15 protein-coding genes are annotated in these 14,178 nt (G+C 68.3%); 10 read left to right on the forward strand and 5 right to left on the reverse strand.

The window, feature by feature from the left end; all coding sequences use genetic code 11:
• Window positions 1-60 precede the first annotated feature (60 nt).
• The 6 genes from ACT4N3_RS05660 (at window position 61) to ACT4N3_RS05685 (ending at window position 4,984) form a co-directional block, all read left to right on the forward strand.
• Window positions 61-669, forward strand: coding sequence for a riboflavin synthase (locus ACT4N3_RS05660; RefSeq protein ID WP_444854236.1), 609 nt, complete (start codon window positions 61-63; stop codon window positions 667-669).
• A 41-nt stretch (window positions 670-710) separates the two neighbouring features.
• Window positions 711-1,997: a 3,4-dihydroxy-2-butanone-4-phosphate synthase gene (gene ribB, locus ACT4N3_RS05665; protein WP_444854237.1), complete on the forward strand. Its 1,287-nt coding sequence runs from the start codon at window positions 711-713 to the stop codon at window positions 1,995-1,997.
• 1 nt (window position 1,998) lies between these two features.
• The gene (gene ribH, locus ACT4N3_RS05670; RefSeq protein WP_444854238.1) at window positions 1,999-2,412 is read left to right on the forward strand and encodes a 6,7-dimethyl-8-ribityllumazine synthase; all 414 of its coding nucleotides are present in this window, start codon (window positions 1,999-2,001) and stop codon (window positions 2,410-2,412) included.
• 75 nt (window positions 2,413-2,487) lie between these two features.
• Entirely contained in the window at window positions 2,488-3,378 is an 891-nt protein-coding gene (locus ACT4N3_RS05675; RefSeq protein WP_444854239.1) for an alpha/beta fold hydrolase, read from the forward strand.
• Between the two features lie 33 nt (window positions 3,379-3,411).
• Window positions 3,412-4,317, forward strand: coding sequence for a DMT family transporter (locus ACT4N3_RS05680; protein ID WP_444854240.1), 906 nt, complete (start codon window positions 3,412-3,414; stop codon window positions 4,315-4,317).
• 25 nt (window positions 4,318-4,342) lie between these two features.
• A complete protein-coding gene (locus tag ACT4N3_RS05685) occupies window positions 4,343-4,984 on the forward strand; it encodes a COQ9 family protein (protein ID WP_444854249.1) in 642 nt (213 codons plus the stop codon).
• Here the strand turns inward: ACT4N3_RS05685 and ACT4N3_RS05690 are convergent.
• Both ACT4N3_RS05690 and ACT4N3_RS05695 read right to left on the reverse strand, forming a co-directional pair.
• Window positions 4,944-5,744 carry a sterol desaturase family protein gene (locus tag ACT4N3_RS05690; RefSeq protein ID WP_444854241.1) on the reverse strand — a complete coding sequence of 267 codons (801 nt, stop codon included), beginning with the start codon at window positions 5,742-5,744 and terminating at the stop codon, window positions 4,944-4,946. The genes ACT4N3_RS05685 and ACT4N3_RS05690 overlap by 41 nt on opposite strands.
• Window positions 5,744-6,382 carry a methyltransferase family protein gene (locus ACT4N3_RS05695; RefSeq protein WP_444854242.1) on the reverse strand — a complete coding sequence of 213 codons (639 nt, stop codon included), beginning with the start codon at window positions 6,380-6,382 and terminating at the stop codon, window positions 5,744-5,746. The genes ACT4N3_RS05690 and ACT4N3_RS05695 overlap by 1 nt, the downstream gene beginning before the upstream one ends.
• Before the next feature lie 157 nt (window positions 6,383-6,539).
• On the opposite strand from ACT4N3_RS05695, the gene ACT4N3_RS05700 reads away from it, so the two are divergent.
• From ACT4N3_RS05700 to ssb, 3 genes are read left to right on the forward strand one after another with little or no spacing between them, the layout of a single operon-like run.
• On the forward strand, window positions 6,540-7,760 hold the full coding sequence (locus ACT4N3_RS05700) for a diguanylate cyclase domain-containing protein (RefSeq protein ID WP_444854243.1): 1,221 nt from the start codon (window positions 6,540-6,542) through the stop codon (window positions 7,758-7,760).
• Window positions 7,761-7,810: 50 nt separating this feature from the next.
• The gene (locus tag ACT4N3_RS05705) at window positions 7,811-9,730 is read left to right on the forward strand and encodes an FTR1 family protein (RefSeq protein WP_444854244.1); all 1,920 of its coding nucleotides are present in this window, start codon (window positions 7,811-7,813) and stop codon (window positions 9,728-9,730) included.
• A 57-nt stretch (window positions 9,731-9,787) separates the two neighbouring features.
• Window positions 9,788-10,261, forward strand: a complete 474-nt coding sequence (gene ssb / locus ACT4N3_RS05710) for a single-stranded DNA-binding protein (RefSeq protein WP_444854245.1) — start codon at window positions 9,788-9,790, stop codon at window positions 10,259-10,261.
• 6 nt (window positions 10,262-10,267) lie between these two features.
• Here ssb and ACT4N3_RS05715 read toward each other — a convergent pair whose 3' ends face one another.
• Window positions 10,268-10,861, reverse strand: a complete 594-nt coding sequence (locus ACT4N3_RS05715; RefSeq protein WP_444854246.1) for a YceD family protein — start codon at window positions 10,859-10,861, stop codon at window positions 10,268-10,270.
• Window positions 10,788-11,318 (reverse strand): ubiquinol-cytochrome C chaperone family protein, encoded by a 531-nt coding sequence (locus ACT4N3_RS05720; RefSeq protein WP_444854247.1) that lies wholly within the window; start codon window positions 11,316-11,318, stop codon window positions 10,788-10,790. Before ACT4N3_RS05720 ends, ACT4N3_RS05715 begins: the two co-directional genes overlap by 74 nt.
• 106 nt (window positions 11,319-11,424) lie before the next feature.
• On the opposite strand from ACT4N3_RS05720, the gene ACT4N3_RS05725 reads away from it, so the two are divergent.
• Window positions 11,425-11,907, forward strand: a complete 483-nt coding sequence (locus ACT4N3_RS05725) for an outer membrane protein assembly factor BamE (RefSeq protein ID WP_444854248.1) — start codon at window positions 11,425-11,427, stop codon at window positions 11,905-11,907.
• A gap of 9 nt (window positions 11,908-11,916) precedes the next feature.
• Here the strand turns inward: ACT4N3_RS05725 and ACT4N3_RS05730 are convergent, their stop codons facing one another.
• Entirely contained in the window at window positions 11,917-14,139 is a 2,223-nt protein-coding gene (locus tag ACT4N3_RS05730) for an NADP-dependent malic enzyme (RefSeq protein ID WP_444854250.1), read from the reverse strand.
• Window positions 14,140-14,178 lie beyond the last annotated feature (39 nt).

Raw genomic sequence — 14,178 nt, forward strand, 5'->3', positions numbered from 1 at the left:
GACAGCCGCGCCCTTGGCGAGGACCGGCTCGACGTCTACGACCGCGTGCGGAGCTGAGCCATGTTCACCGGGATCGTCACCGATATCGGCACTGTGACCGCCATCGAGGCGCGGGGCGACACGCGTGTCCGTATTGCGTGCGGCTACGACATGGCGACGGTCGATCTCGGCGCGTCGATCGCCTGCTCGGGCGTCTGTCTCACGGTGGTCGACAAAGGCGCGGATTGGTTCGCGGTCGATGTCTCGGCCGAGACGAAGAGCCGCACCGCGCCCGGACTGTGGGCGGAAGGGGCCCGGCTCAACCTCGAACGGGCACTCAAGGTCGGCGACGAGCTGGGCGGCCATATCGTCACCGGCCATGTCGACGGCCTTGGCTTCGTCAGCGGGAGCGGGGTGGAGGGCGATTCGATCCGCCTCAGCATCAAGGCGCCCAACCGGCTCGCCTCCTATCTGGTGGAGAAGGGCTCGATCGCGATCAACGGCATCTCGCTAACGGTCAACGAGGTGGAGGATAAGGAGGACGGCATTTATTTCGGCGTGAACATCATCCCCCATACCCGCGAAAACACCGCAATTTTCGACCGAGGCGAGACGGTGAACATCGAGATCGACATCCTTGCCCGCTATCTCGGCCGAATGATGGAGCTTCGCGCACTTCGATGTGAGTAATTTGCTTGCGGCATCACATTTTGGTGTGATATCGCAGGCTCATGAGCACCCAATTGATCGATCGGCTGACCGAGGTCGTCGAAAGCGGCGAGATCAGCCGGGCCGGCCTGGCTCGCGCCTCCGGCCTCCATCCCAACAGCTTACGCAAGCTCGGCGATCCGGACTGGAACCCGACCGCCGACACGCTCGCCAAGCTGGAGCGCTTCCTGAGCAACGACGGCTCGTCAGTGATGGCCAGCGCGGAGCAGATCATCGACGAAGCACGCAACGGCCGGATGTTCATCCTGGTCGACGATGAGGACCGGGAGAATGAGGGCGATCTCGTGATTCCCGCCCAGATGGCGACGCCCGACGCGATCAACTTCATGGCGAAGCATGGCCGGGGCCTGATCTGCCTCGCGCTCACCGCCGAGCGGGTCGCGACACTGGGCCTCGCGCCGATGAGCGGCAGCAACACCAGCCGGCTGGAGACCGCCTTCACCGTCTCGATCGAGGCGCGCGAAGGGGTGACGACCGGCATTTCCGCCGCCGACCGGGCGTGCACCGTCTCGGTCGCGATCGATGCGTCCAAGGGGCCGGAGGATATCGCCACCCCGGGCCATGTCTTCCCGCTCGCGGCACGCGACGGCGGCGTCCTCGTCCGCGCCGGCCATACCGAGGCGGCGGTGGACGTCGCCCGCCTCGCCGGCCTCAACCCGTCCGGAGTGATCTGCGAGATCATGGCCGAAGACGGGCAGATGGCGCGGATGGACGGGCTCGTCGAATTCGCCCGGCGCCACGGCCTCAAGATCGGCACGATCCGCGACCTGATCGCCTATCGCCTCAAGAAGGACCGGCTGATCGAGCAGACCGCCGAAGCGCGCTTCGAGAGCCGCTGGGGCGGGGCGTGGACCGCCAAGACGTTCCTCAACAAGGCGTCGGGCGCGGAGCAGATCGCTTTGGTCAAGGGCCATGTCGATCCGGGCAAGCCGACCCTGGTCCGGATGCACGCGCTCAGCATCTTCACCGACGCCTTTGCGGAGGCCGACGGCCGCTCGCGGCTGCTCGAAGGGGCGATGAAGGCGATCGCCGAGGAGGGCGCGGGCGCGATCGTGGTGATCAACCGGCCGATGGCGGGCGGACTTTCTCATGCGCTCAAGCTGCGTGCCGGCGAGGTAAACGCGCGCGACAGCGCGGAGCTGCGCGACTATGGCGTCGGCGCCCAGATCCTCGCCGCGTTGGGCATCCATGAGATGATCCTGCTCACCAACAGCCATCACACGCCGGTGGCACTGGGCGGCTATGGGCTCACCATCGTCGGCGAGCGGCCGATCCCGGCAGCACTCTGAGATGGCGCGAATCCTGATCGTCGAGGCGCGCTTCTACGCGCACCTCAATGACCTGCTGCTGGCAGGCGCGAAGCGGGCGCTGGACGGGCACGAGGTCGAAATCGTGACCGTGCCGGGGGCGCTGGAGGTGCCGGGGGCGATCGCGCTGGCGGCGGAGAGCGGCGGATACGACGCCTTTGTCGCGCTCGGCGTCGTGATCCGCGGCGAGACATATCATTTCGAAATCGTCGCCGGCGAGAGCGCCCGGGCGCTGATGGCGCTGACGCTCGATGGCCTCGCGATCGGCAATGGCATCCTCACCGTCGAGAACGAAGCCCAGGCGCTCGCCCGCGCCCGGCCGGACGAGAAAGACAAAGGCGGCGAGGCTGCGAAAGCGGCGCTGGCGATGCTGGCGCTCAAGGAGCGGTTCGCCTGACCGCCTTACCTGCGAGATAATTGGAACGAAGACCTGGCCGATCCATGCCCGCCTTACCGATGAGGGAGGTGAGACATGGAAAGACGGCAGCTCTTCAAGGCGGCGGCGCTCGCGGCGGCCGGCCTGGCCGCGCCGGCTTCGGTTCGGGCGCAGGCGCCGGGCCGCGGCCGCGCTTCGCGCCCGGACCTTTTCGTCCGCGACTGGGGCGAGGGGCCGGCTTTGCTCTTCCTGCACGGCTGGGGCCTCGCCTTCGAAAGCTGGAACTATGTGATGCAGCCGCTGGTCGAGCGCGGCTTCCGCTGCGTCGCCTACGACATGCGCGGGCACGGCCGCTCGCCGGATCCCGGTCGCGGCTACGAGTTCGATACCATGGCGGACGATCTGGCCGGCATCATCGCATCGCATCGCCTGCGCGACGTCACGCTGATCGGCCACAGCTTCGCGTCGGGGACGATAGTCCGCTACATGACCCGTCATCGCGGCGCGGGCGTCGCCCGGCTCGTCTTCGCCGCGCCGGCCGCGACGCCCTTCCTGCTCCGCACGGCGGACAATCCGCGGGGCCTGCCGGAAGCTTTGTTCGCCGAAAACCGGGCGCGGATGCTGGAGGACTTCCCGGCCTGGATGGCGGCGAACGAAGCGCCTTTCTGGCTACCGAACACGTCGGACGCGATGAAGCGGTGGAGCCGGCACATGATGGACACCGCCTCCTTCCGCGCGCTGATGGAGTGCAACAAGGCGATGACCCGCACCGATTTCCGGCCCGAGCTGCCGCGCGTTGCCCGGCCGGGCCTGGTCATCCACGGCACCGCCGACGCCTCCGTCCCGCTCGACTTCACCGGCCGGCCGACCGCGGAGGCGATTCCCGGCGCGCGGCTGACCGTCTACGAGGGTGCGCCGCACGGTCTGATCATCACCCATGCCGCGCGGCTGGCGAACGATATCGCCACCTTCGCCCGAGAAGGCTAGGCGGCGCGCGCGGCATCGTGCGCGGAGTCAGGCTTGTCGACGGATATTCAACAACGATTCGCCTTTCCGGCGCTGCTGATCGGCAATCTCTTCCTCGCGGCCGGCCCATGGATGGTGCGGCTGGCCGACGTCGGGCCGACCGCTTCCGCGTTCTGGCGCTTTGCATTGGCGCTGCCGCTGCTCATCGTCCTGGCACACTGGTCCCGGTCCCCGGCGAAGGCCGGGGTGCAGGGTTGGGATCGATGGCTGATCGGGGCGGTCATGCTGGGCGGGCTGTTCTTCGCGATCGACCTGGTACTGTGGCACGAATCGATCCTGCGCACCCGGCTCGCCAACGCGACCCTGTTCGGCAATATGTCGAGCTTCCTGTTCGTGCTCTACGGCTTCATCGTGCTCCGCGCCTTGCCGCGACCGCTTCAGGCCGCGGCGTTGGCGCTTGCCGGTGCTGGCGCCGCCCTCTTGCTGGGTGGCAGCTACGAACTGTCGCCGGCCCATTTCACCGGCGATCTGCTCGCGCTCGGCGCCGCCTTCTTCTACGCGCTCTATCTGATCGCCGCCGACCGGGCGCGGCGAGTGATGGCCTCCTGGCCCGTGCTGGCGATCGCGACCGCGGCGGGAACCTTGCCGCTCTTCCTCTTCGCGCTGGCGATGGGCGAGCAGGTGATGCCCGGCGACTGGACGCCGCTGATCCTGCTGTCGCTTGGCAGCCAGGTCATCGGGCAGGGGCTGCTGGTCTATGCGATGGGCCATCTTTCGCCGGCGGTGGTCGGCATCGGCCTGCTCACCCAGCCCGTCGCCTCGGCTGCGATCGGCTGGTTCGCCTATCGCGAGAGCCTGTCGGCGGCGGACGCCATCGGCGCGCTTTTGATCTGCGCCGCTCTGGTGCTGGTCCGGCTGCCGGCGCGCGGGGTTGCGACTCTTGGCCCGCCGGCCCAATGAACGCCCGATGGTCGCCGCTGATGAGATGACCCTGGACGAGCTGCGCGCCGCGCTTGCGCCTTCCGTGGCGAAGCATGCGGCGTTCGACGGCTGGTCCGAGGCGGCGATCGCCAGTGCGGCGGCGGAGTTCGGCGTGCCGGCGGACCGCGCCCGGCTCGCCTTTCCGGGCGGCAAGACGGCGATGATCGACGCCTGGTTCGATTCGGTCGACATAGCGATGCTGGGGGCCTTCCCGCCCGAGCGGATCGCGGCAATGAAGGTCCGCGAGCGCATCCGCGAGCTGGTGATGTTCCGGCTGACGACGATCCTGCCGCAGCGCGAGGCGTTGCGCCGGGCGCTCGCCATCCTCGCCGCGCCGGTTAACGCGGCGGCTGGGGCGCGGCTCGCTTGGCGCAGCGCCGACCGGATCTGGCGGCTCGCCGGCGATACGGCGACCGACTTCAACCATTACAGCAAGCGCGCGATCCTGATCGGGGTCTACGGCTCGACCAGCCTCATCTTCCTCGACGACGAGAGCGACGATCTGGCCGCGACGCGCGCGTTCCTCGACCGGCGGATCGACAATGTGATGCGGTTCGAGAAGGTGAAGGCGCGCTGGCGCGGCAGCAGCGCGCGAAAGCCGTCGCTCAGCCGTTTCCTGGGGCGGCTGCGCTACCCGGTCGTCTGAACGGGTGGAGGAGCTGGGCGGCGTAGCCCGCCGGCACCGGATCGGCGACGCCGAAGGCTCTGGGCCGCCGCCCCCGCGGCAAATGGGCGGTGCCGAAGATGAAGTCCCACAAAGCGAGCTGGCCGGCGAAATTGCGATCCCACGCCTCGCGGTCCTGCGCGTGGTGCCAATGATGGAATTGCGGCGAGGCGATCAGCCATTTCAGCGGACCGAAGCCGAATCGGACGTTGGAATGAAGCAATAGCGAGTGCCAGTGATAGAGCATCGCGAAGGCCCCGATCGCCCATTCCGAGAAGCCAAGCGCGAAGCAGGGGAGGAGCGAGGCGCTCTTGGTGATGATCTGGTCGATCGGATGGACGCGGGCGGCGGCAAGCCAGTCCATTTCCTCGATGCTGTGGTGGATACGATGCAGTCGCCACAGCGCCGGCACCGCATGGAAGGCGCGGTGGGCCAGATAGAAACCGAGGTCCGCGAGCAGCAGCACCTCGATCGCCTGCAGCCAGAGCGGCTGGCCGGCGACCGCGGCGCGCAGCGAGGCCGGCACGACAAGGGCGCTCAGCGCGAGGATCGCGAGCACGGCGATGATCAGGCCGATGCGGATCACGATGCCGTTGACGAAGACATAGACGAGATCGTCCGCCCAGCCGTCGCGCAGCAGCTTCTGTCCCTTCCGCGCCGCGAACAGCCGCTCGAGCGGAATGAAGACGAACGCCGCCACCAGGAAGAGGCGGAAATCGAGCAGTTCGGCGAGGAAGGACATCAGAAAACCAAGGGCAGCAGCCGGTAGCGGCTCTTCTCGGCCAGCGCGCGATAGGCCGGGTCCGCCATCAGCACGCGCTCCTCGGCAAGGATGCGGCGCACCGCGATGGCAAGCGTCGCGCCGTAGACGGCGAGGTTCCACCAGGCCGGACCGGACAGCAGGAAGCCGACATGGGTCAGCGCATAGCCGGCGTACATCGGATGGCGGATGAGCCGGTACGGGCCGCTCGCCTTGACGCCGCGATTGGCGGCGACGACGCCGAAGCTGCGCCGCAAGGTGAGCTTCGCCCAGAGCTGGAACAGGAAACCGCCGCCCATCAGGCCGGCGCAGACGGCCAGCGGCGCCAGCGGCGCGCCCTCCGGCGCGATGGCGGTCAGCGGCAGCAGGGTGCCGGCGACGCCCAGCGTCCAGTCGGCCGGGCGGCGCGAAATGTCGCGGGTCGGCCGCCGCAGCAGGATGAACAGAACGACGACGCTTTCGGAGAGGAGCAACAGCAGGATCGGCGCCGAGAGCGTGGCGATCGCCTGCGGCACCAGGCGCAGTGCGAGCAAAGCCATGAAGGACGCGACGAGGCCTTTCTCGACCAGGTCGAGATCGATCCGCTCGGCGAAAGACGGCGTGGCGTGGTCCGCGCGCAAGATGTCGGCTCCGCTTGAGGCCAGACTGGCTCGCAAAAATTGGTGAAGAAAGGATGAGCAGGATCCGCTGCCCGTGGTCGACGAAGGCTTAACCAGTCGGGGCCTAAGCTCTTCGCGCCGCGCACGCAGCGGCCTGTATCAGGGCACGAACGACCTCATGACGCCATCGACGGAAACCGGGATCTTGCCGCGCGGGGCGCTGACCCGCTGGCTCGTCGATGCCGGGCCGGACGTGCCGCCGGCCATCCGCTTCGCTCTGTTCAGCAGCCTCTACGCCACGCCGGCGGTCTTCTTCGCAGGCATCCTCAATGCGCTGCTCGTCGCCGGCGCGATCGCAACCCGGCACCCCAATATGCTCTTCATCGGCTGGGCGCTCGCCGAGCTGGCCCTGGCGGCGATTCGCCTGCCGGTGATGCTCGCGGGGCGCCGCGCCGTGCGGGAAGGCCGACCGGGACCGAGCGATCTCTACATCCTTCTCAACCTGGCCTGGACGGCGAGCATCGGCTTCGGCGGCTTCATCTCGCTTCTCACCGGAGACTGGGTCGCGGCGACCCTGGCCTGCGTGTCCGCCGCGGCGATGGTCGGCGGCATCTGCTTCCGCAATTTCGGCGCGCCACGGCTCGCTGTGGCGATGATTCTACTGAGCCTTGGACCCTGCACGGTCGCCGGCTTCGCGACCGGCGAGCCGATCATGCTCGTCGCGCTGGTCCAGCTGCCGCTTTACATGTTCGCGATGAGTCGGGCGGCGTTCAACATGCACAAGATGCTGGTCGCGCGGATGAGAGCCGAGCTCGACAAGGACCATCGCGCCCGGCACGACGATCTCACCGGCCTTTACAACCGCGCCGGGCTTGCCGCGGCGCTCGCCCATCGCGACGCGGCGACCACGGGCGACCTCGCTTATTTCTTTCTCGACCTCGACGGCTTCAAGCAGGTCAACGACACGCTCGGCCATGCCGCCGGCGACCAGCTGCTGGCCGAGGTGGGCGGGCGGCTGCGCACCGCCGCGCCGCCCGGCGCCGTTTTGGCACGGATGGGTGGCGACGAATTCCTGATCGTCGCCGATTGCAGCGACCGCGATGAGGCGCGCGAGGCGGCGGAGCAGGTCATCGCCGCGCTCGCCGACCGCGCCTATCTGGTCGGCGGCCGCGCGGTCGAGATCGGCGCCTGCATCGGGATCGCCTTGAGCCGCGTCTTCGGGCGCGACTTCGCGACCCTGATGGAGGCGGCGGACAATGCGCTCTATCGGGCGAAGGCCGAGGGCCGCAGCCGCTGGGTGATCGCCAGCCGGCAACCGCGCCTCGCGGTAAGCGCCGGAGAGGATCCGGCCTCGTCCCATCACGCTGCTCGCGCGGTTGGCGGTCGATCTCGTTATTGATAATCAATTGCAACTTGGTTAGTCCCGGGGCCTTCCGTCCGGGGGCAATGATGCGCGCTTTCTCGTTCAGCACCTTGTTTCTGTTCATGCTGCTGGGGTTCGCGACGCCGGCTCTGGCGCAGGACACTGGGGCGCAGGTCGCGTGGCGGCTGCTTGACTATATCGCCGTCGACTATCGCGGCGCCGTCGCCGACGGTCGCGTAATCAGCCAGGCCGAGTATGACGAAATGCGGGAATTTTCCGCTTCGGTCACACAGCGGCTGGGCGCCTTGCCGGCACGCCCGGAGCGGGCGCAATTGGTGGCGGACGCGCGCGTTCTCGAAGCCGCGGTCGCACGTCGGGCAGCGCCGGAGGAGGTCGATCGGCTGGCGCGAAGCCTTGGCCAGCGGCTGCTCGCCGCTTACCCAGTCCCACTCGCGCCGGCCGCCATGCCCGATCTGGCGCGCGGAGCGCGGCTCTACGCGGAGAATTGCGCCGCCTGCCATGGCGCGGCCGGCGATGCGAACGCGCTGATGGCGCGGGGAATGGAGCCGCCGCCGATCGCCTTCACCGATCGCGACCGCGCGCGCCAGCGTAGCCTGTTCGCGCTTTATCAGGTGATCGAGCAAGGGCTGGAAGGCACGGCGATGCAGAGCTTCGCCTCTTTGCCGGCGGAGGACCGTTGGGCGCTTTCCTTCTTCGTCGGCCGCTTTGCCTATCCCGAGGCATTGATCGAACAGGGTCGCCGGCACTGGGAGGAAGATCCGGCGCTGCGCGCTCGGCTGCCCAATCTCGAGGCGCTGGTCGCGATCACGCCGGACGCACTGGCCCGGGAATTCGGAGCGGACAAGGCGAATGCGGTCACCGCTTATCTGCGCGCAAATCCGGCCGCGCTTGCCGGGGCTGGCGGCTCCCGATCGCTGGCCGTCGCCCGTGAATTGCTGCGCCAGAGCCTTGCCGCCTACCAGGCCGGAGATCGCACACGCGCCGGCGAGCTCGCGCTTGCCGCCTATCTCGATGGATTTGAACCGGTCGAGGCCGTGCTCAATGCACGCGACGGCGCGCTGGTCGCCGAGGTGGAGCGCGAGATGGGCGGGCTTCGGGCAGCGATCGGCCAGGGCGCGCCCGCCGCCGAGGTTACGGAGCGGGTTGCGCGGCTCCAAGCCCTGTTCGGTCGGGCCGAGAGCGCTTTGGCGCCGGAAGCCGGCAGCAGCCTTTCGACCTTCCTCGGCGCGCTCGCCATCCTGCTGCGCGAGGGTCTGGAGGCGCTGCTAATCGTGGTCGCGATGATCGGCTTCCTGCGCAAGGCGGAGCGGCGCGACATGCTGCGCTGGGTCCATGCCGGCTGGATTGGCGCGCTCGTCGCGGGCGTCGCCACCTGGTGGGCGGCGAGCCATCTCATCACGATCGGCGGCGCCGACCGCGAGCTGACCGAAGGATTCGGCTCGCTGCTCGCCGCGGCGATCCTGCTGTTTGTCGGCGTCTGGATGCACGGCAAGGCGCAGGCCGGCGCCTGGCAGGCCTATGTCCGCGACAAGCTGGACAAGGCATTGAGCCGCGGATCGGCTTGGTTCCTGTTCCTCCTCGCCTTCATTGCCGTGTACCGCGAGGTGTTCGAGACGATCATCTTCTTCGCCGCGATGGGCGGGCAGGGGAACGGCGCGGCGCTCGCCGGCGGCATCGCGCTCGCCGTGGCGCTCCTCGCGCTCATCGCCTGGGCGATGCTGAAGCTGAGCGCGCGGCTGCCGATCGGCAAATTCTTCGCTTATTCGGCGGCGCTGATCGCGGTGCTGGCGGTGGTGCTCGCGGGCAAGGGAATGGCGGCGCTGCAGGAGGCTGGCATGGTCGGCGTTTCGCCGCTCGACGGCTGGCCGCGCAGCCCGGTGCTCGGCGTCTATCCGACGCTCGAATCGATGCTCGCTCAAGCAGCAATGGTGGCGTTGCTTGCCATCGGCTTTCTCTGGGCGCGGCGGCGGCCCGCAAGCGCCTGAAAGCTTGGCGCACGCTCCGGCTTGGCCTATGCGGTGGCGCTTTCCCGGGAGAGAGAAATGGCGGGCGTGAACAAGGTCATTCTGGTCGGCAATCTGGGCGACGATCCGGAGGCGCGCAGCCTCAACAATGGCGGCGAGGTGGTCAATTTGCGCGTCGCCACGTCGGAGCGCTGGAAGGATCGCGACGGCAACCAGCAGGAGCGGACCGAGTGGCACCGGGTGGTGATCTTCAACGAGAATCTCGGCCGGGTCGCCAAGAGCTATCTGAGGAAGGGCTCGAAGGTCTATCTCGAAGGCCAGATCCAGACCCGCAAATGGCAGGGCCAGGACGGGCAGGACCGCTATTCGACCGAAGTGGTGTTGCAGCGTTTTCGCGGTGAGCTGGTGCTGCTCGACAGCAAAAGCGGCGGTGGCGGCTCCTATGGCGACGATCAAGGCGGCGGCGACTATGGCGGCGGCCAGCGCGCGCAGCCGCAGGGCCGGCCGCAACCGGCGTTCGATTCAGACCTGGACGATGACGTCCCCTTCTGAGGGTTCTCAGCCTTTCGGTTTGGCCTTGAGCGCCGCGAGCGCCGCGAAGGGACCGGCTTCCGTTTCGCTTTTCACGCCTGCCTCGTTCAGGGCCGCCTCGGCGTCGGGGGCGCGGGGATAGGGATCGAGCGCCAGCGCGAGGCTCTGCGCGACCGCCTCGCCGACGTCGATCGCGGCGCCGTCGTGGAACATGACCTCCATGTCGTTCTGGCCGAGCTCGATTTCTTCGTCGGGCTGCCCGGCCGTCGGCGCGGGGCGGAACGCCAGTGCGATCGGCTCGTCGATCGCCGCTGGGACCGGGGCGCCGCTCGCGATGCAGGCCTGCGTCGCCTTGGCGAGCAATCGGCCGGTCAGTGTTACCACTTCGCCTTCCGCGGCCAGGCTTAGCTCGGCCTCCAACGAATCGAGCGCCAGAAGGCCGAAGCGACGGGCCAGCGCCGCCCGCTCAGTCGCTTCGGCGGCAATCGTGAGGGTGCGCGGCGCGGCGCCCAGCGTGTCGAGCCGGATCGCCCGGCTGAATTCGGGCTCAGTCATGATCGGGCAACGTACCGGCAAGAACCTGGTCCAGCGGCTTGGCGGCCAGCTCCGTTCGGAACGCATCCAGCCGCGCGCTGACCAAGGCCAGCGCTTCCGGCGACGGCGCCTCGCCCCGGAAGATGTTGCGCTCGACGACCGCCGTCAGCGCCGCGCGATCTCCGGCCTCGCGCAAGGCGGCGAGCCGGCCGCCCAGCGCGCCCATCATCCGCCCGACATGCTTGCCGACGACATAATCGCCGATGCCGATCTGCCTGAGGCTCGAATCCATGTCGGCGATGAACAATTCCGTGAGCAGCACCGACGGCTGCCGGCCCGCCTCCTCCGTCTCCAGCCGCAGCAGCACCAGCGCGGTCAATGCCGCGATCATGTCGAAGCGGCCGTCGATCGTGTCGGGGACGCCGCCGTCGCGATACCAGCCCGGATCGCGCCCCGCCGCGACGATGGCGCGGTAGAGCGGGTCGAGCGTCTCGCGCGGGCTCGCGGCGCGGAACAGTCGCGAAATCAGGGACAAAGCATTCATTCCATGCCTTAGGGCGGCTTGCGCCGGTCGGGCGATGTTCATATTGGAGGGGCTAGTCAAGGCCGCCCGGCGGACAAGCGGGGCGCGCGGGAGAATGCGACCACTCATGGCCTACATCAATCGAACCGGCGCCCTTTTCGGCGTGATGGCGGCGGCGACCGTGCTCGGCGGCTGCACCCGCATCGTCGGCCAGCAGGGCCATATCCTGGACGACACGCTCGTCGCCGCGATCCAGCCCGGCGTCGACAATCGCGATTCGGTGGCCGGCACGATCGGCCGGCCGAGCTTCACCGGTCAGTTCAACGGCGCCGAGCGCGACTGGTATTATTTCTCGCGCCGGACGCGCCAGCTCGCCTTCCAGACGCCGCGCGCGACGCAGCAGACGGTGCTGCACGTCCGCTTCGACGAAAACGGCACCGTCGAGCGGGTCGATCGCACCGGCCTCGAGCTGGCCAACAACATCCGCCCGTCGAACGAGGAGACGCCGACCTTGGGCCGCCACCAGAGCCTGTTCGAGGAGCTGTTCGGCAATATCGGCGCGCTCGGCTCCTCCGGCCAGCGCGGCCAGACCACCGACAACCCGCAATAGCCGGAGCGCTCAGCGGACGATATTGCCGGCGGCGAGGACGGCGAGCGTCACCAGATCGGAAGCGCTGGCGCTCATCGCGGCGATCTGCACCTGGTGTTGCATGCCGACCAGCATCGGCCCGATCACCGCGTCGCCGGCCAGCTCGCGCAGCAGCTTGGCGGAGATGTTGGCGGTCTGCAGCCCGGGCATCACCAGCACGTTCGCCGGCCCGGTGAGGCGCATGAACGGGTAGAGCTTTTGCAGGTCCGGATCGAGCGCCGTGTCCGGCGACATCTCGCCTTCATACTCGAAATCGATGTCGCCGCGCGCGTCCATGATCCTGACCGCGTCGCGGATGCGCTCGAGGAAGCTGCCCTCGGGGTTGCCGAAATTGGAGTAAGACAGGAAGGCGACGCGCGGCTCGTGGCCCATCCGGCGGGCGACGCCGGCGGTCTGGATCGCGATCTCGGCCAGCTGCTCGCCGCTCGGCCGCTCGGTAACGGTCGTGTCGGCGATGAACACGGTATGCGACTGGCCGACCATCAGGTGGATGCCGAACGGCGTTACGCCGGGCTTCGGATCGAGCACCCGGCGGATCTGGCGGAAGCTCTGCGCATAGGGCCGGGTGACGCCGGTGATCATCACGTCCGCCTCGCCCATCGCGAGCAGCAATGAGCCGAAGATGTTGCGGTCCTGGTTGACGATCCGCTCCAGCTCGCGGTGCATGTAGCCGCGCCGCTGAAGGCGGGCGTAGAGCATGTCGGCCATTTCCGGCACGCGCGGATAGTTGCGGCTGTTCACCACCTCGAACGACGACGGGTCGTCAACGCCGAGCACGCGCAGCCGATCGTGAACGTCGTCGCGGCCGACCAGCACTGGAATGCCGTAGCCGCCGTCGCGGAAGGCGATCGCGGCGCGCAGCACGACGTCCTCCTCGCCCTCGGCGAACAGCACGCGGCGCGGATTGGCGCGGGCCGCCTCGTAGGCGAGGGTGAGGACCGACGTGGTCGGGTTGAGCCGGGCGCGCAGCGACGTGCGATAGGCCGCCATATCCTCGATCTGCTTGCGCGCGACGCCCGAATCCATCGCCGCCTGGGCGACGGCGGCGGGGACGATTTCCATGAGCCGCGGATCGAACGGCGCCGGGATGATATAATCGGGGCCGAAGCTGTGCGCCTTGCCGCCATAGGCGGCGGCGACCTCCTCCGGCACCTGCTGGCGGGCGAGCTCGGCGAGCGCCCGGGCGGCGGCGATCTTCATCTCCTCGTTGATCGTCGTCGCGCGCACGTCGTGCGCGCCGCGGAAGATGAAGGGGAAGCCGAGGACATTGTTGACCTGATGGGGATAGTCGGAGCGGCCGGTGGCGACGATCGCGTCGGGCCGTGCCGCTTTCGCTTCGGGCGGGGTGATCTCGGGGTCCGGATTGGCCATGGCGAAGATGATCGGCTTGGGCGCCATCTCGTCGACCCATTCGGCCTTGAGCGCGCCGGCCGCCGAGAGGCCGAGGAACACATCCGCACCCCGCAACGCCTCTTCGAGGGTGCGCCGGTCGGTCTTCGCGGCGTGGGCGGACTTCCACTGGTCGAGACCCTCACGGCCCTGATAAATCACGCACGTACGGTCGCACATGATGACATGGTAGTGCGGCACGCCCATCGCCTTGATCAATTCGGTGCAGGCGATCGCCGCCGCGCCTGCGCCGTTCACCACAACCTGCACGTCTTTGAGATCGCGGCCGGTGAGGTAACAAGCGTTGATCAGGCCGGCGGCGCTTATGATCGCGGTGCCGTGCTGGTCGTCGTGCATGATCGGGATGTTCATCCGTTCCCGCAGCGTCTGCTCGATGATGAAGCATTCGGGCGCGGCGATGTCCTCGAGGTTGATGCCGCCGAAGCTCGGCCCCATCAAAGCGACCGCCTCGATGAACTTGTCGGGGTCCTCGGTGTCGAGCTCGATGTCGATCGAATCGACGTCGGCGAAGCGTTTGAAGAGCACCGCCTTGCCCTCCATCACCGGCTTGGAGGCCAAGGCGCCGAGATTGCCGAGGCCGAGAATCGCGGTGCCGTTGGAGATCACCGCGACGAGATTGCCCTTGGCAGTGTAATCGTAAGCGCAGCCCGGATCGTCGGCGATGGCGCGGACCGGGACGGCGACGCCGGGGGAATAAGCGAGGCTCAGATCGCGCTGGGTCGCCATCGGCTTGGAGGCGACGATCTCGATTTTGCCGGGGCGGAGCGTCTCGTGGTAGAACAACGCCTCGCGCGCGTTGAAACTGCTCGTCTCTTCGTCGGC

Origin of the sequence: Sphingosinicella sp., from assembly GCF_052388015.1 — a bacterium.
GTDB lineage: Bacteria > Pseudomonadota > Alphaproteobacteria > Sphingomonadales > Sphingomonadaceae > Allosphingosinicella.

Coding starts and splice junctions, on each gene's coding strand:
- ACT4N3_RS05660 (WP_444854236.1), top strand. CDS start 61: ATGTTCACCGGGATCGTCACCGATATCGGCACTGTGACCGCCATCGAG.
- ribB (WP_444854237.1), top strand. CDS start 711: ATGAGCACCCAATTGATCGATCGGCTGACCGAGGTCGTCGAAAGCGGC.
- ribH (WP_444854238.1), top strand. CDS start 1,999: ATGGCGCGAATCCTGATCGTCGAGGCGCGCTTCTACGCGCACCTCAAT.
- ACT4N3_RS05675 (WP_444854239.1), top strand. CDS start 2,488: ATGGAAAGACGGCAGCTCTTCAAGGCGGCGGCGCTCGCGGCGGCCGGC.
- ACT4N3_RS05685 (WP_444854249.1), top strand. CDS start 4,343: ATGACCCTGGACGAGCTGCGCGCCGCGCTTGCGCCTTCCGTGGCGAAG.
- ACT4N3_RS05690 (WP_444854241.1), bottom strand. CDS start 5,744: ATGTCCTTCCTCGCCGAACTGCTCGATTTCCGCCTCTTCCTGGTGGCG.
- ACT4N3_RS05700 (WP_444854243.1), top strand. CDS start 6,540: ATGACGCCATCGACGGAAACCGGGATCTTGCCGCGCGGGGCGCTGACC.
- ACT4N3_RS05705 (WP_444854244.1), top strand. CDS start 7,811: ATGCGCGCTTTCTCGTTCAGCACCTTGTTTCTGTTCATGCTGCTGGGG.
- ssb (WP_444854245.1), top strand. CDS start 9,788: ATGGCGGGCGTGAACAAGGTCATTCTGGTCGGCAATCTGGGCGACGAT.
- ACT4N3_RS05715 (WP_444854246.1), bottom strand. CDS start 10,861: ATGCGTTCCGAACGGAGCTGGCCGCCAAGCCGCTGGACCAGGTTCTTG.
- ACT4N3_RS05720 (WP_444854247.1), bottom strand. CDS start 11,318: ATGAATGCTTTGTCCCTGATTTCGCGACTGTTCCGCGCCGCGAGCCCG.
- ACT4N3_RS05725 (WP_444854248.1), top strand. CDS start 11,425: ATGGCCTACATCAATCGAACCGGCGCCCTTTTCGGCGTGATGGCGGCG.